The 20,000-nt window shown below is 46.6% G+C and carries 11 protein-coding genes; 6 read left to right on the top strand and 5 right to left on the bottom strand.

Translation table 11 applies throughout. The features are described 5' to 3' along the window. Positions 1-135: 135 nt before the first annotated feature. Genes NDK19_RS04125 through NDK19_RS04115 form a run of 3 tightly spaced genes read left to right on the top strand, consistent with a single transcriptional unit; the run spans position 136 to position 2,082 of the window. Positions 136-573, top strand: coding sequence for a hypothetical protein (locus NDK19_RS04125; protein WP_250630568.1), 438 nt, complete (start codon positions 136-138; stop codon positions 571-573). A 17-nt stretch (positions 574-590) separates the two neighbouring features. After that, a complete protein-coding gene (locus NDK19_RS04120; RefSeq protein ID WP_250630567.1) occupies positions 591-1,622 on the top strand; it encodes an aldo/keto reductase in 1,032 nt (343 codons plus the stop codon). Between the two features lie 7 nt (positions 1,623-1,629). Next, positions 1,630-2,082 carry a nucleoside deaminase gene (locus tag NDK19_RS04115; RefSeq protein WP_250630566.1) on the top strand — a complete coding sequence of 151 codons (453 nt, stop codon included), beginning with the start codon at positions 1,630-1,632 and terminating at the stop codon, positions 2,080-2,082. Between the two features lie 414 nt (positions 2,083-2,496). On the opposite strand, the gene NDK19_RS04110 is transcribed toward NDK19_RS04115, so the two are convergent. Next, positions 2,497-3,744 carry an aminotransferase class I/II-fold pyridoxal phosphate-dependent enzyme gene (locus tag NDK19_RS04110; protein ID WP_250630565.1) on the bottom strand — a complete coding sequence of 416 codons (1,248 nt, stop codon included), beginning with the start codon at positions 3,742-3,744 and terminating at the stop codon, positions 2,497-2,499. Positions 3,745-3,924: 180 nt separating this feature from the next. Between NDK19_RS04110 and NDK19_RS04105 the strand changes: the two genes are divergently transcribed. Further along, the gene (locus NDK19_RS04105) at positions 3,925-5,118 is read left to right on the top strand and encodes a Gfo/Idh/MocA family protein (RefSeq protein ID WP_250630564.1); all 1,194 of its coding nucleotides are present in this window, start codon (positions 3,925-3,927) and stop codon (positions 5,116-5,118) included. Between the two features lie 153 nt (positions 5,119-5,271). Next, the gene (locus NDK19_RS04100; RefSeq protein WP_250630563.1) at positions 5,272-12,501 is read left to right on the top strand and encodes a T9SS type A sorting domain-containing protein; all 7,230 of its coding nucleotides are present in this window, start codon (positions 5,272-5,274) and stop codon (positions 12,499-12,501) included. A gap of 75 nt (positions 12,502-12,576) precedes the next feature. Here NDK19_RS04100 and eno read toward each other — a convergent pair whose 3' ends face one another. The 3 genes from eno to rpsA form a co-directional block, all read right to left on the bottom strand. After that, complete coding sequence (eno, locus tag NDK19_RS04095; protein WP_250630562.1) at positions 12,577-13,854, bottom strand: phosphopyruvate hydratase; 1,278 nt, start codon at positions 13,852-13,854, stop codon at positions 12,577-12,579. A gap of 48 nt (positions 13,855-13,902) precedes the next feature. Further along, entirely contained in the window at positions 13,903-14,487 is a 585-nt protein-coding gene (locus NDK19_RS04090) for a thioredoxin family protein (RefSeq protein ID WP_250630561.1), read from the bottom strand. Between the two features lie 104 nt (positions 14,488-14,591). Continuing rightward, positions 14,592-16,379, bottom strand: coding sequence for a 30S ribosomal protein S1 (gene rpsA / locus NDK19_RS04085; RefSeq protein ID WP_250630560.1), 1,788 nt, complete (start codon positions 16,377-16,379; stop codon positions 14,592-14,594). Positions 16,380-16,661: 282 nt separating this feature from the next. Here rpsA and NDK19_RS04080 point away from each other — a divergent pair, with 282 nt between their 5' ends. Beyond that, on the top strand, positions 16,662-17,306 hold the full coding sequence (locus NDK19_RS04080) for a hypothetical protein (protein WP_250630559.1): 645 nt from the start codon (positions 16,662-16,664) through the stop codon (positions 17,304-17,306). A gap of 141 nt (positions 17,307-17,447) precedes the next feature. On the opposite strand, the gene NDK19_RS04075 is transcribed toward NDK19_RS04080, so the two are convergent. After that, on the bottom strand, positions 17,448-19,850 hold the full coding sequence (locus tag NDK19_RS04075; RefSeq protein WP_250630558.1) for a TonB-dependent receptor domain-containing protein: 2,403 nt from the start codon (positions 19,848-19,850) through the stop codon (positions 17,448-17,450). Between the last annotated feature and the right edge of the window lie 150 nt (positions 19,851-20,000).

The following is a 20,000-nucleotide window of genomic DNA, read 5'->3' as shown; positions in this document are numbered from 1 at the left end:
TTAGTAAAAAAACAAGAAATGAGGAGGCGTATTATCAAAAGAAATCTTAGCCGATTTGCAGGCCTGATAACTATATATGCATTGGCGGTTGCTTGCAAAAGCGCATCAACTGTTACTTATGCACCACCGTTTACGATGGATTTGAGTGCTTATCGGCCACGAGTGGCAGAGCCGGAGCAAAAAAGCAATTCGCCGGCCAATAATGCAACACCCCCCATGCAAAATACCCAAACCGTCAGTGTATCAGGTACTATTCAGGCACAACTGAATGCCATGCGTGAAGCAATAGCGGCAAGCAATAAAAACCTTAAATTTTCGCAAGGTTTCCGATTGGTGATTTATTCGGGCGGCAATCGGGATGAGGCCAATAAGGTGATGACAGATGTGCGAAAAATAACTACCGAAATACCCGAATTGGTTTACGAACAGCCTAATTTTCGGGTAAAATTAGGTAATTTTTTTAATAAAACCGATGCGTTTGCGCTTTATACACAAATTAAGTCTGTTTATCCGCACGCGGTTATCACCAACGAGCGCATTACGATTCCGTTAGAAAAATATCGTTCCAATTAATTTCAATCACAATTTTTATGTTGTTCAAACTATTTGGCAAAACAGGTTTGCGAGTATCGGAACTGTGTTTAGGCACTATGACTTTTGGCACAGAGTGGAACACCGGAGCAGACTACGATACCAGCAAAAAAATATTTGATGCTTACGTAAACTTAGGTGGCAATTTTATTGACACAGCCAATCGCTACACAGAAGGTACAAGTGAAAAATGGTTGGGCGAATTTGTAGCTGCCGACCGCGATTATTTTGTATTGGCGACTAAATATACGCTTTTTGACGAGCGTGAGAACCCTAATGCCAACGGCAACCATCGCAAAAATATGATGCGTTCGGTAGAGGGTAGTTTAAAACGACTCAATACTGATTTTATTGATATTTTGTGGGTGCATATGTGGGATTTTACCACATCGCCCGAAGAAGTAATGCGCGGGCTGGATGACTTGGTGCGTCAAGGTAAAGTACACTATGTAGGCATATCCGATGCGCCTGCATGGGTAGTGGCGCAGTGCAACACGCTTGCCGACCTTCGCGGCTGGACGGCTTTTGCAGGCTTACAGATAGAGTACAGTTTGGTGCAGCGCAGTGCAGAACGCGATTTGTTGCCAATGGCAAAGCATTTCGGCATGGCAGTTACGCCTTGGGCTCCGTTGGGGGCGGGCATCCTGACCGGCAAATACAACCAAGGCATTCCAACCAATCAGGCGGTGCGTTTGAGCGAAAAAAGCATCAAACTAAACGACAGAAATCTTGCCATTGCACAAAAAGTTTGCGATGTGGCGGCTGCCATTGGAGCTACACCTTCACAGACTGCACTTGCATGGTTGCGTCAGCAGGGAAGCAACATACTGCCGATTTTGGGCGCAAGAAGGCTGGAACAAATCCGCGACTGCTTGGGCTGCCTGCAAGTGGTTATCCCGAATGAGTACATGGCAGCACTGGACGAGGTGAGCCGCATTGAGTTGGGATTCCCGCACGACTTTCTGCAACTGCCCACGGTGAAAGATGCCATATTCGCAGATACGAAGGATAAAATTATTTTTAGAAAATAAGCCCGCCATGTTCAGCGAAACCGACCACCGCATGATGCGGGAAGCTCTTCGGCTGGCGCAAATGGCCGGCGAAGCAGGGGAAATACCCGTAGGTGCGGTGGTTGCATGGAAAGATAAAATTATTGGCAGAGGTTATAACCAAACGGTCGCCCTCAACGACCCCACGGCACATGCGGAGATGATTGCCATAACAGCCGCCACGCAATACTTGGGCAACCGTTATTTGAATGAATGTACGCTCTACGTAACGCTCGAGCCTTGCGTAATGTGTGCCGGTGCTTGTTTTTGGGCTATGTTCGGGCGCATTGTATATGGTGCTGCCGATGAAAAAAACGGCTTTTCGCGGCTCGGGGAACAGTCGCAGCAGGCGTTTCATCCTAAAACCAACCTGCAACAAGGCTTGCTGGCATCAGAAGTCGCAGCCCTGTTGAAAAGTTTTTTTAAGAGGCTGCGGAAATAATTTTTGTAAACTGTTGATATGTTATAAAAAACCTAACGGGTCTTAAAGACCCATTAGGTTTAAATTGCTGTTTTTCAGCAATTTACATAAAGCATCTTTTGCAAAATATTTGTGCTTTGCATAAGCCAAGCAATAATGCTTGGGTTGCTTAATCGCTTTAAATTGCCTGTCGGGAAAACAAAAAAGGCGCGCCATGGGTGATTGGACGCGCCTTTGGGATATAATTTTCGTTCCCTGACTTAAGTAAACGAGCAATTTAAAATGACCTTTCAAATTTACCGCAAAGCCCGCTGAATATTACGCCAATAGCCGCTGAATGTTTTTATGATGAATTTTTTCTTTGTGTACACTGCGGTTAAACCTTTGCGCACTCTGCGGTAAAAAAGAACGCGTTAATCTGCTTACCTGACTTAACTACACCATTGCGGCAATTTGGCTTTTGGCATAAATACCGCTGCGCAGTTTGTCGGAAATTTTTTCAAATGCTTCAATGGTGCGGTTTACATCTTCCAATGTATGAGATGCTGTCGGAATTAGGCGCAGCATGATTACATCCTTGGGCACTACCGGATAAATTACGATAGAGCAGAAGATATGGTAATTTTCACGCAGGTCTATAATCAGGTTGGCTGCTTCATTGGTGCCGCCGCTGAGGAACACAGGCGTTACCGGCGACTCGCACGCACCGATTTTGAAGCCTCGGGCTTTTAGGCCACTTTGCAGGGCGTTTACAATTTCCCACAACTTATCTTTCAGTTCGGGCATGGTGCGGAGCATTTCCAAACGCTTCATGTTGCCCAGAACAATCGGCATGGGCAGTGTTTTGGCGAAAATTTGAGAACGGCAGTTGTAGCGTAAATATTCAATCACATTTTCAGGGCCTGAAACAAAACCGCCGATGCTTGCCATTGACTTGGCAAAAGTAGAGAAATACAAATCTACCCCGTCCATCACGCCAAAGTGCTCGGGTGTGCCGGCTCCTGTTTTGCCCATTGTGCCGAAGCCGTGTGCATCGTCCACCAACAGGCGGAACTGATATTTCTGCTTCAATGCTACAATCTGGTCTAATTTGCCCAAATCGCCCAGCATACCGAATACACCTTCGGTAATTACCAAAATGGCGCCGCCGGTTTCGTTGGCAAGTTTAGTGGCGCGTTGCAGTTGTTTTTCGCAGTTTTCAATATCGTTGTGCGGGAACATGAAACGCTTGCCCATATGCAGGCGCAGACCGTCGATGATACAAGCGTGGCACTCAGAGTCGTACACAACCACATCGTGGCGGGTCAGCAATGCATCAATCACCGACATAATGCCCTGATAGCCGTAGTTGAGCACCATTGTGTCTTCTTTGCCAACAAACTCGGACAGTTGCGCTTCAAACTGCTCCATGATGGTGGAGTTACCGGACATCATGCGCGCACCCATTGGGTATGCCAACCCGTATTGTTGTGTGGCTTCGGTATCTGCCTTGCGAATTTCGGGATGATTAGCAAGCCCTAAGTAGTTGTTCAGGCTCCAGTTCAACACTTCTTTGCCTCTGAACATCATGTGCGGGCCAATTTCACCTTCCAGCTTAGGGAAAGCAAAATAACCATGAGCTATCTGCGAATGTTGCCCCAACGGGCCTCGATTGGTCTTGAGTTTCTCAAATAAATCTACCACGGCAAGAGATTGGGTTTTATGATAAATCCGGCAAAGATAGGAAAATAAGATGAGCTTACAATGCTTATGGTTTCAGTGGTTGGCACTTAATGTATCCATCCGAAAGGCTTATTTTCAGGATGGAATTTTGCCCTTCCGCCATTTTTTTGCAAATTGGTTGCCACCAAAATTTATATGAAAATGAGAAAAATCACCATGCTTGGCAGCGGCTTTATCGCCGGATTTTACACCATGTCCATTCACGGATTGCGCAGCCGCGACCGGATAATATCCGTTTATGCCCGTTCGCAGGAGAAGGGCGAAAAGTTTGCCCGTGAGTGGGGGATTCCGAAAGTATATACCGATATGGCTGCCGCTATCAATGACCCCGAAACAGATACCATAGTGGTAGGTTTGCCTAATCATTTGCACAAAGAAGCCATTTTATTGGCGGCCAAGGCAGGGAAGGCGGTTTTATGCACCAAACCACTCGGCATGAACGCAAAAGATGCTAAAGAAATTTTGGAGGCAGTAGAAAAAGCAGGCGTTTTTCATGGATATATGGAAGATTTGGTTTACACGCCCAAAACGCAAAAAGCATTGCAGTACATTCGTGCCGGTGCTTTGGGTACACCCATGTGGGCGCGTTCGCGCGAAACGCACCCGGGGCCGCACAGCGACTGGTTTTGGGACAGCAGTCTTTCCGGAGGCGGTGCCATCATAGATTTAGCCTGCCATTGTATAGAAATTACCCGCAATTACATCGGGAAGGATATACGCCCCGTTGAGGTGGTTTGCTGGGCTGATACACTGATGAAACCCATTGAGGCTGAGGACAATGCGGTTGGCATGATTCGCTATGAGAACGGTGCGATGGCTCAATTTGAGGTAAGCTGGACTTTCCGTGGCGGACTCGACCTGCGCGATGAAGTCAGTGGAACAGAAGGCAGTATGCGTTTAGATAACTTCCTGCGCACAGGCTTTGAAATATTTTCTGCAACAGGCAGCGAAGGCTACGTGTCGGAAAAAGCAGAATCGGACAAAGGTTGGCTGTTCCCTGTTGGTGATGAGGTGCATGAACTGGGCTATAACAATATGTTTACTGACATGTTCAATGCCATTGAAAACGGCACCCCTTGTCAGGAGACTTTCTACGATGGCTACATTGTCAATGCCATTATGGATGCCTGTTATAAGTCGGTGCAGACCAAACGCTGGGAGCCGGTAGAACTGGAAATTTGGCGCGGCAGAACTAACGTGCCTAAAATGTCCACCTTGAAAGACTACGACGAGTATCACTGGTTTGTAAAAGAGGAAGTAATGCCCGATGGGTTCATAAAAATTATTTTGAAAGAAAAAGCAACAGGCAAGATTGTGCAGCGGCTTAAGTCATGATAGAGAGCCACCTATTAAATTTTCATTAATTAGTTAGATATTTTATTCTGTTGGCTGCTTACACAGTTGGTAGATGTATATCCTTGGCAGCCATCAGAATAATTGCTTGACAATCTGTTTTTTAGTCTGTATTTTCGTTGAAAAAATACAGCTATGCGATTACGCACTATCAACTCCTATTACCTCTTATTATTACTTATCTTGCTTCTATGCGCTAATCTGCAAGCGGCGGATTACTACTGGGTGGGCGGTACAGGTAACTGGAACAATCTTTCCAATTGGTCAAAAGTATCGGGCAGCACGCTGCCTGCCAATTTGCACACTACGCTGCCGGGTATTTCGGACGATGTTTATTTTGATGCCAACTCTTTCACCGCGGCAGGGCAAACCGTAACTATCAACGTAAATGCAGCGTGTAGGTCTATGTCGTGGGTAGGTGCTGCCAACAATCCTACCCTTACCGGAACGAATGCTTTTACACTGACCGTTTACAGCAATCTGACGCTGATTCCTGCCATGAACTACACGTTTGCGGGAACGGTCGTTCTTAGGGGGCTTACGGGTACTTGGACTGTAACAACAGCCGGGCAAACATTGGCTGCATTAGATGTTACGGCAGCGCAGTTGGGCAGTGTTTTTCAACTTGCCGGCCCTTTGACCGTAACCAATAATATCAGGCTGCTCGAGGGAGGATTCAATACGAATGGGCAAGCCATTAGTGCGGCTGCTTTATTAGTTCCTGCACAGCCTGCCCCTGTACCTACGCGTTCTTTAACCTTAAACGGCTCGAGCATTACTATCACCGGTACGGGAACGGTACTTGACCTGTCTGCCAATAACAGCGCTTTATTTACTCTGAACATCAATTCGGCTACGAACTTTGAGTTTACCAATGCAGGCAACATTACGGTTGTGATGGGTACGCTGGCAAATTTTAACGGAGCGCCTCTCAATTTCAGCAACCCTACGACTGCCAATACTACGGTTGCCATTAATAGTAATGACAGTGCCAATCCCTTGCAGTTTGGCAATATTAACTTGGCACGTGCCAACAGCACATTCACTATCAACAGCACCCGCCCCAAAACTTATCAGAATATCACGTTAGGCGATAATAATCAAGTTACCTTTACAGGCGCTACCGCTTCTGTCAATACTTTCAATGGCAATATTACGGCAGGCAATTATACGGGAAACAACCGAAGGCTAATTTTTAACAGCCGAAATGTATTTAACGGCAATATTACCATCGGCAGCAGTGGGGTAGGCTTCAACTCCATTTTGCAATTCACCAATCAATCTACGTTTAATGGAGCGGTAACATTGGGCAATAACGGCCGCATTGAGTTTACTGCCGCCACTGTTCAACATGTTTTTAATGCCTCTTCCTCGCTTACACTTGCGGCCAATGGTTGGATTATTGCCGGTCAGGCAGGTGCTACGGCACAGCTAACGCTTAACAATATCACCATGCCGCCCGGTTCGGTATTGCAGGTAAACCCCGCTGCCACTTTGCCAACCATTATCAACGGCACCATAAATATTACCGCAAGTTGCAGCGCACCTGTAAACTGGCGTTCTGCTAACGTCGGCAGCCCTGCCAATATCAGTATCGGTACGGCGCAGACGGTCAATGGCTTGAATGTGCGCGACCTGAATAATTCGGGCAATATGCTGACCATTGACAACGGGGCTAACCTTGGCGGTAATAGCGGACAGTTTACATTCGTCTCTACGGCTCGGGATTTTTACTGGATAGGCGGCACAGGCAATTGGAGCGATGGCAACCGATGGTCGTTGAGCAGTGGCGGCGCACCTGTGGGTTGTACGCCCAACATTACCGATAATGTTTTTTTTGATGCCAATTCATTCAGTGCAGCGGGGCAAAGCGTTACCGTAGATATCCCTGCCTTTTGCAATAACATGAACTGGACGGGCGCATTATTTACGCCTTCATTGGCCGGTAACCAACAATTAACCATTGGAGGTTCGCTGACTTTTATTGCGGCCATGAACCAAACAGGAGCCGCACCTACTTACACCGGTACGGTTCAATTTGTTTCAGACAATCCGGCAACCATTACGATGGCAGGTAAGCGATTGAATAATACCGATTTCTTTGGCTCCGGCAGTTGGACGCTGCAAGACCAGTTCTATTTAGTCGGTACGCTGAGTTTGGTTCAGGGCACTTTGAACACCAACAATCAGGTGTTGGATGTCAATATTATCAATGCAGGCTTGGCAAGCGACTTGCTGCGCACACTGAACATGGGCAACGCCATACACATTGTGCGGGCTAATGCTGTCGTATTAGACCTGACAGGCAATAACATTACCTTTAATCCCGGCAGCTCTGTATTGCGTGCTACCGGTAACGGCAACGTAACCATCAACACGGGAACTCTCACGAAAACCCTGCCACCCATAGAGTTTAATACTGCCGGGGGCGCAACGGCTACGGCCATAATTAACACGGGAACAAGCACAAACAGAATCACGTTCGGCAATATTACTTCTACCAAAGCCAATCTGACCATTAATGGGACGACGCTTCGTACGTTTAACAATATCACCGTTACCAGTACGGCAGCTGCCAAAAATGTTACATGGAACGGCAGCACGCTTGCCAGTCCTAATCGGGATATTGTAAACGGTACTATCACTTTCCCCAATGCAACGACGGCCGCTATCGGCAGTTCCATTGATTTTGCAGTCGGCAGCGCAATGAACATCGGCACAAACAGCAACCTTACCGTAAGTGCGGCCTGTGCGTTTAGCGATGTAAGCATCGGAGCATCTTCTAATGCCAATTTTACGACCACAAGCAGTTTTAACAACCTGACTGCCAATGTTTTCAGCACCTTCCGATTTGGTAGTGGGCAAACTTTTACCTTTGCAAACAACTTCCTGCTGAATGCCGATTGTGCATCGTGGATTCGCCTAAGTTCAACGCTGGCGGGTGTGCAGACCAATCTGTCATTTGGTGCAGCAGCGCAAAACTGGGTGGGTGCTATTTTGCAGGACATCAATATTGCCGCAGGTACGGTAAACGCAACGGCAGCCAGCGACATAGGCAACAACACGGGTTTTACTACATTGAGTGCCAACCTTGGCGTTCCGCTTTACTGGATTGGCGGAACAGGCAATTGGAGCGACCCTAACCGATGGTCGCTGACAAGTGGCGGCGCGCCGTCGGGTTGTATTCCTTCCCCCGATACAGACGTAATTTTTGACAACAACTCCTTTCCTGCGGGTGGCACCGTTACCATAGACCAGCCTACCGTTTTTGCCAAGTCTATGATTTGGAGCAGTACAAACCCTGCCACACTCAGCGGTATTGCCACCCGTGTGATGCAATTGTATGGCAGTGTGAACTGGGCAGGTGCAGCGCTCACCAACAACTTTCTGGGAGCGATTGAGCTGACAGGTGTAACCGCAGGTTCAACCAAGACACTCAACTGGGGCGGTATTCCGCTGCGTGGCAACCTGATTTTTAACAACAATAACGATACATGGCAGTTGGCCGATAACCTCTCCATTAACGACGGCGGCAGTTTTACCATTCAACACGGCACGGTTGAGGCGCAGACGCACACAATTAATCTAACGGGCAACTGGACAATTTCGCCTCCCGTTGCACCGCTGAACACATCTGTATTTAATCCCGGTACAGGTACGGTGCGGTTCAACGGCACTACTGCCGCACAGGTATTGAGTGCTTACAATTCGGCTACTTATGGTGCCAACGATGCCTGTACGACGATTGCAAGCAGCCCGTTTTATAACCTAACGGTCAATAAAACAGCCGTTGCGGCAGGGCGAGTGCTCAACATTCAGGATTACGGCATTTCCATTCTTAACAATTTCAGCATAGAGGCAGGGGAGGTGCGCGACAACGGCAACCAAATCAGAGGCAACACTATTGGTACCATTACATTGGCAAATAATACCAAACTGCAACTCGGCGGCGGCAATGTAGACGGTTCCGCTACGGTATTTCCTACTTGCTTTACCAACATTTCCATAGGGCAGGGCATACCTCTTGGTTATGTCAGCAACTTTTTAGACGTTGACCCGGCGGACAATAACAATGCGGCTATCGTACAATACAGCAGTGCGCGCTCGCAATTGGTTCAGGGCAATATCACTTACGGAACCTTACTGTTGAGCAGCGGTAATAATATTGCCAATAAACCGCTAACGGCTCCCATTGTGGTAAACGGCACGCTGGCCGTCCGCAACAATACCTATTTTAGGGATATGGGTTTCCTAATCACCGGCAATACACATGCGGGTAATGAAATCAACACACAGGACGCTACCAATGCACGTATTTTTTTAGGCAGCGGCAAAGGAACAAACGTGCAATACAGCAGTTTTGTACCTGTCAATAATTTGCCGCAAGGCATTGTGCTGCCTCCGAACGTTGCTCCTGACGTAGCTACCGTATTCCCCTCTTATTCGGATGCGAAGGTGAATCTTGGCACTAATTCGTGGGTGAGCTACGTAGCCACTGCTACGCAACAGGTGCGAGGGAATATTACCTACGGTAATTTGGAGGTTGCCGTGATTGGAGCTACGGGAGCAGAACGGTTTGATAAAATAGTATCTGGTGGCCCTCTGAATGTGCGGGTAGAACTTGCCGTCCGCGCACGGGCACACCTGATTGACAACGGCTTCCAAATCAGCAGAGTAACGGCAGGAGGCCCTTTGACCATGGAAGACCTCACCCAACTTATAGTGGGTACTGCCGCCACAGCCACTCAATTCCCTATCAATTTTACCACTTTTAACATTAATGCAGGCAACCTGACCGTTTATAACGCCGGTGTAAATCAGCAAATGAGCACCGCACCGCAATATGGCTCCATACTGCTCAATAACCCCAATAATGCCCTGCCGATAGTAGTCAAAACTTTTGTGCCTACTAATCCGGTAAGCCTGCAACGCGACCTGACAATCAATGCATTCAACAATTTGGCAGATAACGGCTCGCAAATTTCACGCACGGCATCAGGCGGCACCGTTACCATCAGGGGCGGGGCTTCGGCAGCAGAAGGCGGCTTTTTAACACTGGGAAATACCGCTATTGCCACCAATTTTCCCGAGGGTTTCACGGCGCGGTTGTTAGAACCTAATTCTACCGTTACCTACAACGCTTCCGTGCCGCAAAATGTGGCAGCTTTCAACAATAACGACAATACTTCTTACTGGAATTTGACCATTAACAGCCAAGACCTTTCTGTGGTTGCGGTAAAAACCCTTTTGGGAGCTACGCGGGTACGCGGCAACCTGCGGATTAATCAACGCAACAATCTGCGCGATAACGGTTTCCAACTGACAGGCAGTGCCACAGGGCAAATGATAATGGAAGCCGACAGCCGCCTTGAACTTGACCATGTAGCGGCTAATGGAACGCCTACGCTTTTCCCGTTGAACTATGTGCGGGCAAATATTAACCTTAACGCAAGCAGTACGGTTCTTTACGGTTCGGATGATGCCCAGCCCGTTTCGTCTGAGCCTGTGTACGGTAATGTAGAATTCAGGAAATTCAATGTAGCCGCCCCATTGATTAATAAAACCGTCCAGACCAACACCACCGACAATCTGCTGCGAATCAACGGTAACTTGTCTATTTTTGACTTTAACCATTTGATAGACAACGGCTTGCAAATAACGGGTACACCTTCGGGCAACATGTTGATGGAAAATGACGGTCGGCTTACCTTAGGTACGCAAGGCGTGAGCGGTGTAGCTACGTTGTTCCCCAATCAGTTTGGCAGTATCAACTTAGAAGCCACTTTATCGCCCAAAAACTTCGTTATTTTCAACTCCGACAAGGCAGGCAATAACATTGCAGGACAAAATACGGGCGGTGTACCGTTCAGCTATGGGCATGTGCGGTTAATTTCAGGCGGAGCGGCGGTTACTAAGTTGCTGCTGCACAATGTGGATATCCGTGGCGATTTGCTGATTGAAAACAACAATACGCTGGATGCTTCGGCTTCCAATTTTAATATTACCCTGGGTAGGCATTGGCTCAACAACGGCGGTACATTTACTGCACGCAACGGACGCGTGATTCTCAATGGCAATACTGTTGATAACACCACCCAGCGCATCCTGACCAACAACTCGGCGTTTTACGATATTACCTTTACCAATGCGCTGGGCTTTACGATAGAGGACAATTGCCGCATTACGCGCGAGGCCAATTTCACCAATGGCATTGTCAGTCCGCTGACCAATCAGATAATGGTGTTTCTTACTACGGGTACGGTAGCAGGCCCCGGTACATTCCCCGGAGCGCCCGGCCCGAGTAACAATAGTTTTGTAAACGGGCGAGTACAAAAGGTCGGTAATACGGCTTTCATGTTTCCCGTAGGCAAAGTGATTGATGCAAGCACGCGTTGGTATGCTCCGGCAGGTATTACCGCACCTACTGACCCTGCAACAATTATATCGGCAGAATATTTTCCCGTCAATCCTAATGTGCCGGGCTATAACACCTCGCTCATAGAACGGCCACCGTTAAACCGCGTAAGTGAAGTGGAATATTGGGATATTGAAAAAGTAGCCGGCAGTACAGGAGCAGGCAATGCGGTGAAAATCACACTGAGCTGGGATACGCCCCGCAGCGGCGGTGTAACGCAGGAAGGACAGTTGCGGGTGGCACATTGGCAGAATCGCGGCGGCGATACCCGCTGGTGGGATGAAGGCAATGAAGCATTCACCGGTACCATGACCCGCGGCATACTGCGTGCTGCCGATGCGGTAACAACTTTTTCTCCGTTTACGCTGGGCAGCCTCATCCCCAATAACCCCTTACCTGTGGAGTTGGTATTTTTCCGTGCCGATACACAAAACGACGGCACCGTACTCACACAATGGGAAACAGCTACCGAAATTGACAATGACTATTTTGCCGTAGAGCGCAGCCAAAATGGAAGCGATTTTACCGAGATAGGCAGAGTGGCAGGCCGAGGAACGACCCGCATCAGGCAAAATTATCACTGGATAGACACAGAGCCCCTGCGTGGAATTTCCTACTATCGCTTGCGTCAGGTAGATACCGATGGCACATTCTCCTTCTCGCGCATTGTAGCCCTGCGCATGGGGGCTGATGAACAAGTGGAGCTTGTACTTTATCCGAACCCTTCCGATGGCGGCAGTTTGTCCGTCATGATACATCAGGCAGCAGGAAAGTCTGTACAAATGACCATCAGCGACTTAACGGGCAGAATTGTCTGGCAAAATAATCTGTCGGTAAATGCGGAGGGGCGCAGTTCACTCGAGCTTTCTGTCCGTTTGCCTGCCGGTACCTACATAGCAACCATTGAGCACGGAGGTGTACAGCATCGCAGGGCGTTTGTTGTGCAGTAAGCAGATTGGCTCTTGACCAACAAAAAACGGATTCACAGGGTTTGCGAATCCGTTTTTTCAATTGGTGAAGGGCGCTTAGAACTTCAAGCCCGGGAAGAATCCGTTTTCGGCGAGTTCTTCCTCTATGCGCAGCAGTTGGTTGTATTTGGCCATACGGTCGGAGCGTGAGGCAGAACCTGTTTTAATTTGACCTGTATTCAGTGCTACGGCCAAATCGGCAATGGTGCTGTCTTCTGTTTCGCCCGAACGGTGCGACATAATGCTGGTGTAACTGTTGCGCTTGGCAAGGTTTACCGCAGCAATAGTTTCTGTCAGCGAGCCAATCTGATTTACCTTGATAAGGATAGAGTTGCCAATACCTTTGTCAATGCCTTCTTGCAGGCGGGTTACGTTGGTTACAAACAGGTCATCGCCTACTAATTGGCAGTTTTTACCTGAAAGCTCGGTATGCATTTTCCAGCCGTTCCAGTCGTCTTCTGCCATGCCGTCTTCAATAGAACGGATAGGATATTTTTTAATCCAATCGTTCCAATACTCGGCCATTTGTGCGCTGGTCAATTGCTCGCCTGTTGATTTTTTGAAATGGTAGATGCCTTTTTCTGCATCGTAGAATTCAGAAGAAGCCGCATCAATGGCAATCATGATGTCTTCACCTGGGCGGTAGCCTGCTTTTTCAATTGCCTGCAATACCACTTCAATAGCTTCTACGTTAGACTTGATGTTAGGTGCAAAGCCGCCTTCATCACCTACGTTGGTTGAGTAGCCCTTGCCTTTCAATACGTTTTTCAGGTGGTGGAAAACTTCCGTACCTGCCTGCAAAGCGCGCGAGAAAGTTTCAAACTTTAGCGGCATAATCATAAACTCCTGAAAGTCAATGCCATTATCGGCATGTGCACCGCCGTTCAGAATGTTCATCAGCGGTACGGGCAAGGTGTTGGCGCTTACGCCGCCCACATAGCGATAGAGCGGCAGGCGTGCCGACTTGGCAGCGGCTTTGGCAACGGCCAGCGATACACCCAAAATCGCATTTGCTCCCAAGCGAGATTTGTTGGGTGTGCCGTCCAAATCTATTAGAATTTTATCAATCAGGTTTTGTTCAAAAACAGACAAACCGTAGAGTTCGTCGGCAATGGTTTCATTAACGTTGGCTACTGCTTTCAGTACACCCTTGCCGAGGTAAGTGTTTTTGTCGCCATCGCGAAGTTCTACGGCCTCATGCGTGCCGGTAGAAGCACCTGAGGGGACAGCAGCACGCCCCATATGGCCATCGCTGGTGAATACATCTACTTCTACGGTAGGATTGCCGCGCGAGTCGAGAATCTGGCGGGCTACAACATTTTCAATAACTGACATAACAGATTGAGGATTTGATAAAAACCGTGTAAATATAGCAGGATTTTTTTACCCAATCAGAGATTGTTGCAGCAATGCCACTATTTCTGCCTGAATTGACTGCTGTTTGTCGTCTGCGTACCATTTATGCAGTTTCTCGGCGTATTCCGTAAAAGGCGTACCGGCCGCAATCCATTCTCTTACCTGTTTTTGTGCCACTGCCGGGCGCGGCCCCCATGTTCCCATGAGGCCGAAATGCTCGTCTAACTGAATCAGTACAGGGATAGAGCGGCTGCCGTTGGTTAAGTGCGCATCCATCAGTTCGGGGTTGCTGTCGCGGTAAGCAATGCGCATATTTATTTTACCTTGCGAAGCCTTTTCAATGGCAGCAAGCACAGGCAATGACTGCGCTGCATCGCCACACCAGTTTTCACTGATGACCAACCAGTGTAGAGACTTGTCTAAGCGATGGAGTACAGCCTCTGTATCACTGTTGAGTTGCACCTGTTTGCCAATCCGTTTCATGCGCTGCAAATTCAGAGGGACGTAGGGCAGATAGCCTGTTTTCGGTTCTTTTTGCGCATCTGTTTCCGCTTGTTGCAAGTAGGAGTCATAGGTAACTCCTGTTTCAAAATAATGCCGGTAGTTAATCATATGTTTTGGAAGTGAAAAACAGTTTTTCGGATATGCACGTGGCTTGACTTATAAAAAAACCCGACTGCAACAGTCGGGTTTTTTCTTTATTGATGCGGAGAAAATTATTTTTTCTCTTCGTTGCGCGCCATATCTTCTTTCAATTGAGAAAGAGCTTCCAAGTCGCCCAGAGTAGCGCGGCCTGAATCTTCCTGCTTGGCAACGTATTCGCCTTCACCTTCTTTCTTAGACTTCTTGGCAGGTTTTGCATCTTCCTTGGTGTCTTTGTAAGAAGCTGTGTGAGACAATACGATGCGCTTTTCATCTTTAGAGAATTCCAGCACTTTGAAGTCGAGGCTTTCGCCTACTTCGCCTTTGCTGCCGTCCTCTTTCACAAGGTTTTTCAGCGTGCAGATACCTTCTAAGCCATAAGGCAGTTCCAGTACGGCGTTCTTGTCGTTTTTGCTGATGATGGTGCAACGGTGAACGGAACCCGGAACGAAGATGGTTTCAAATGTGTCCCAAGGGTTTTCTTCCAGTTGTTTATGGCCTAATGCCAAACGACGTTGCTCAACATCCAGTTCCAGCACTTGTACGTCTAATTTCTCGCCTACTTTAATGAACTCTGAAGGGTGCTTCACTTTCTTAGTCCATGAAAGGTCGGAAACGTGTACCAGACCGTCAATGCCTTCTTCCAGCTCGAGGAACAAGCCGAAGTTGGTCAGGTTGCGCACAGTACCTGTGTGGCGTGTACCTACAGCATATTTGGTAGTAATATCGGCTTTAGTCCATGGGTCTTCGGTCAGTTGTTTTACACCCAGAGACATTTTGCGTTCTTCGCGGTCAAGTGTCAATACAACAGCCTCCAATTCATCACCAATTTTGATGAAATCCTGAGGATTGCGCAGGTGCTGCGACCATGACATTTCGGAAACGTGAATCAAACCTTCTACGCCCGGCATAATCTCGAGGAATGCGCCGTAGTCAGCTACATTAACGATTTTGCCTTTCACGCGAGAACCAACTTGAATTTCGGCAGGCAGGCTATCCCAAGGATGAGGAATCAATTGCTTCATACCCAGAGAGATGCGCTTCTTGTCTTCGTCAAAGTCAAGAACTACTACGTTTACTTTCTGGTCTAAGCTGAGTACTTCCTCCGGATGGTTAATACGGCCCCATGAGATGTCGGTAATGTGCAACAAGCCGTCAACGCCGCCCAAGTCAATAAATACGCCGAAGTTGGTCATGTTCTTGATAACGCCCTCAAGCACTTGTCCTTTTTCAAGGTTGTTGAGGATTTCAGCGCGTTGTGATTCGAGGTCTTTTTCAATGAGGACTTTGTGAGAAACTACTACGTTGTCGTTTGCGTAGTTGATTTTCACCACTTTAACCTCCATTTTCTTGCCTACGTAGATATCAAAGTCGCGGATAGGCTTCACATCAATTTGTGAACCCGGCAAGAATGCTTCCACGCCGAAGATATCCACAATCAGGCCGCCTTTGGTGCGGCGCTTAACGAGGCCTTCAATAACTGAATCATTTTGCAAGGCATTTTCAATGTTTTCCCAAGCCTTAACAATTTTGGCTTTTTTACGGGAAAGAATCAGTTGGCCGTTAGTGTCTTCGGGGTTTTCCACGTACACGTCAATGGTGTCGCCAACTTTCAGGTCTGTTACATCGCGGAATTCGGACAGAGGCACTAAGCCGTCTGATTTGAAACCGATGTTTAATACCACATCACGGTCGGTGATGCTTACTACTGTGCCGCGAACCACTTCATTTTGTTTTACTTCTGACAGTGTGCCTGCATACAGTTCTTCCAGACGGCTTTTTTCGGCTTTAGAGTAACCGCCGCCTAATTTGTTGGACGAAAAGCTGTCCCAGTCAAATTCAGTTAATTGGTCTTTGCTCATTGAATTTTGCTTGCACCTGCTATTACACCTTCGCTCCGGTGCCCAAAGCGTAGGCATTTTGGTTAAACAATTCCAGCAAAAGCCGCCTTTCACCCGAAAGGACTGCAAATATAGAACATTTGCCGCGAATCGCAATGAAAATCTTGCAATTATGCACCTTGCGGCATAATTTTAGGCAATGAGAATATGGCAAAAAGAAGAATCTTGAAGCGGAAGTTTGTAAGGTTGCTTCTGTTGCACTTTCAGCATAATACCCAAATTTTCACCTTTGAATTTTACGTCATGAAAACCGCAAAAAAATTAATATGGCTTTTTAGCCTCTTTATGACTATGCAAGCATATGCGCAAATACCTGATAATCACCCGATTCATTTGTTTCAAACCTACATCACGGGCGATTTTGACAACCAACGGCAGATAGATGCGGAACTGAAAGCGGGCAAGCAGGTACATCCTTATGCCAAACATGTCAATAGGGTGGCTAACGGCAAGATAGATAACCTGCCTGCACAACTCAACGGCTTTTTTCTGTTGGAAGAGAGTTATTATAAGTATGCCGAGGCGGATACAATCATCAAGCCGTACTTATTTTTCTTTGAAGCACTGCCCGAAGGCAAAGTAAAACTCTACTCTATGCAGTTGCCGAAAGACGTTCCTCCGAAAGATATTCGCAATGACAATGCGTCTTTGCGGTTTGATTATCAGGCATTAAAACCTTCGCCAAGTTTCAAGCCTGCCGTTTATACGCAAACTGACCGCGGTTTTTATATTAAAGCTCCCAATGAGTTTCCGGGCGGTGTTTTTACTTTGGAAGAAACCATCGGCAAAGACCGTTTGGAGGTAATGGAGTTACTTGTCCGCGATGGCAAACAAATTACGCCTTACGATACGCCGATTATATACGAGCGGATAGGCGGAAAACAATAAGCAACATTACATAAGCAAGTCAAATATTAAATAGCCAACAGGGGTTTTACACACGAACGAACCGGGTTTGCTTAGCCTATCCCTGTCGGCGGATTGGGTTAAAAGCGTTCCAAATTTGCTCACTTGCTTTTTTAGGATGTACTAAAACTTGCGCGCATAGCCCACTCTAATAATCTGCGTTTCGTACAAATCGCGGCTTTTCAGCGTAAAGCCTGTACTTGTTACTACTTTTTGAATACGCATCGTGTTCAAAATGTCACTTGCATTGGCAAAGAGTTCGCCTTTGCCGTTTTGGATAGCTTTTTTCAAGCCCAAATCTAAAGAATAACGGCTTTCTATCCTCCCCTGCGGAATAATATCAGGAGCTAAATAAATACTTGACACCTGAATATCCCAATTTTGGGGTAACTTAAAAATGCTGTTGATTTTCATATTCCCCGAATAAATTTGTTGTTGTTCTGCTTGGAACGATACATTGAAAGGATACACATTATCAATGCTGAACGCACTAATCGTATTTTGATAGCCATTCAAATTCACATTCACCGAAAACCACTTCGTAATTTCTTGGTTCAAAACCAACTCAATGCCTTCGTTTCGCCCCGTTCCCGCATTTTGCGAAATGGAATTGATAAAGGTGCTTCCTGTGGGTGCGGTAACAATGCGTGTTAAGATGTTGTCAATAAAACGCATATACGCCGCTGCATAGATGTAGCCACTTTTCCAAGAGTTTTTATAGCCCAACTCTACGGTTTGGGTAAATTGTGGGCGAAGGTTCGGGTTGCCCGTTTTCAGAATTTCAGGGTCGTCATATTTCGGGAAAATACGCAAATCTTGCTCATCAGGTCTATCTACTCTACGGTTGTAGAACATGGAAATTCGGCTATTGTCATTTACCAAATAAGCTATCCGCAAGTTTGGAAAAGGTTGTAAGTAGTTGTAGCCGTTGCTTTTGTAGGTATTATGCGTGGGCGTAACTTCATAATTTACCTTTATGCTTTCCATTCGCAAACCTGCTTCCACTTCCCAAAATTTGCTTTCATAGACATAGTTCCCGTACAATGCCCCAATATATTCGTTGTAATTTGCCCAACCTTGTGCCCCTAAATCCAAAACCGAATTTTGTCCGGGTATAAAAATCATATTAGTAGGGATATAACGCCAACGCAGTTTTGAGCCTAATTCCATTCTGCCACTTTTCAAAGGCTTGATGTAGTCAATATTCAAATCACTTACGTTTTCATCGGCAATGAGGTGTGTGGCATCATTGCTTTGCGAAGTAGGCAGGTAGTTATCAAAACTGAACTTTTCGTTTTCCCGGTGGAAGGTGTAATTGAAATTAGTTGTGAGTTTATGCCCCGCTTGCTTGAATTTATGCTCGTAAATCAAAGAGGTGTTTAGAGCCGTGTTTATTTCTTTTTCGTGGTATTGCCAAAGGCGTTTTCTCTCGGTTAGGTTTTGGTTAAAATAGGGCAAATCGCCCAAATCAATATGGCTTTCTCGGTTGTAAAGTGCCGAAAACGTGAAAGTGTTGTTGTCGTCAATATTCCAATCTAAGCCTGTTTTTACGGTCGCAATGGTTTGGGTGCGGTTTTCCAAAAATTGTTGTTCAATGACGCTACCGTCATCATAAATCCGTTGAAAAAACTCATTTTTATTCAAGACTTTTTGCGAAACAAGGTCGCCTTGAAAAAACAAATTGACTTTCTTTTTTCTGTAATTGAGAGTGAGCGAAGGATTGAGTTTGTAATTGTCTTGATACTGCGGACGAATAGTAGGCAAGTTGGCTTGCTTTTGCCACAAAGCCCCCACACCTGAAATTAAGCCCACTTTTCCGTTTAGCCCTTCTTGTTGGTTCTTCTTGAAAATGATGTTGATAATGCCTGCACTCCCGTTGGCATCGTTTTTGGCGGAAGGATTATTGATGACTTCAATTCGTTCTATAGCCGATGCAGGGATATTGTCCAAACCTGCCTGATTGCCAAAACCTGTAAGAGCAGTTTGCTTGCCGTCAATCAAAACTGTAACCTTGTCGCTCCCCCGCAAAGCCACTTTTCCGTCTTGCGAAACCGTAAGACTTGGCAAATTTTTCATAGCCTGTAAAACCGAACCGCCGCCTTGACTAAGGTTTTCATCCATTTTGAAGGTCTTTTTGTCTAAGGTTTCAAGCACCGCATCTCGTTTGCCTTCTACAACTATTTCCTGTAAAGTTTCCGTACTTTCGGCAAGTTCTATTGTGCCTATGTCTAAGTAGTCATTGAGTTTGCCTACAAAAACAGCTTTCTGGAAAGTATTGTAGCCAATGTATGACACTTCCAAGACATATTCGCCTTGTTTGAGGTCTTTGAGGCTGAAAAGTCCGTTTTCGTTGCTTACCGTACCCGTTACGAAAACGCTATCTTTGGCATTTTTCAATACTACATTTACAAAAGGCAAAGGGTCTTTGGTGGCTTTGTCTTTGAGGTTGCCCGAAAGGGTGGTTTTGTTTTGAGCAAATGCCGTCTGCATTGCCAAAAACGAGAGAATAAGAAATAAGTGTTTCATTTTTTTTTGAGTTTTGGGGTGAATTAACCCAAGTTGCCACTTACTTTTTTAGAACACGGATAACACAGATTTAACAGATAAGACACTGATTTTAGACAACTTAATCTGTGAAAATCTGCCTAATCCGTAAAATCTGTGTTCCATTGGAAT

This window comes from Rhodoflexus caldus (assembly GCF_021206925.1).
Lineage (GTDB): Bacteria > Bacteroidota > Bacteroidia > Cytophagales > Thermoflexibacteraceae > Rhodoflexus > Rhodoflexus caldus.
This window is presented reverse-complemented; position numbering and strand designations above follow the sequence as displayed.

Coding starts and splice junctions, on each gene's coding strand:
- eno (WP_250630562.1), bottom strand. CDS start 13,854: ATGTCAGTTATTGAAAATGTTGTAGCCCGCCAGATTCTCGACTCGCGC.
- rpsA (WP_250630560.1), bottom strand. CDS start 16,379: ATGAGCAAAGACCAATTAACTGAATTTGACTGGGACAGCTTTTCGTCC.
- NDK19_RS04115 (WP_250630566.1), top strand. CDS start 1,630: ATGTTCAGCGAAACCGACCACCGCATGATGCGGGAAGCTCTTCGGCTG.
- NDK19_RS04075 (WP_250630558.1), bottom strand. CDS start 19,850: ATGAAACACTTATTTCTTATTCTCTCGTTTTTGGCAATGCAGACGGCA.
- NDK19_RS04100 (WP_250630563.1), top strand. CDS start 5,272: ATGCGATTACGCACTATCAACTCCTATTACCTCTTATTATTACTTATC.
- NDK19_RS04125 (WP_250630568.1), top strand. CDS start 136: ATGGATTTGAGTGCTTATCGGCCACGAGTGGCAGAGCCGGAGCAAAAA.
- NDK19_RS04120 (WP_250630567.1), top strand. CDS start 591: ATGTTGTTCAAACTATTTGGCAAAACAGGTTTGCGAGTATCGGAACTG.
- NDK19_RS04080 (WP_250630559.1), top strand. CDS start 16,662: ATGAAAACCGCAAAAAAATTAATATGGCTTTTTAGCCTCTTTATGACT.
- NDK19_RS04105 (WP_250630564.1), top strand. CDS start 3,925: ATGAGAAAAATCACCATGCTTGGCAGCGGCTTTATCGCCGGATTTTAC.
- NDK19_RS04090 (WP_250630561.1), bottom strand. CDS start 14,487: ATGATTAACTACCGGCATTATTTTGAAACAGGAGTTACCTATGACTCC.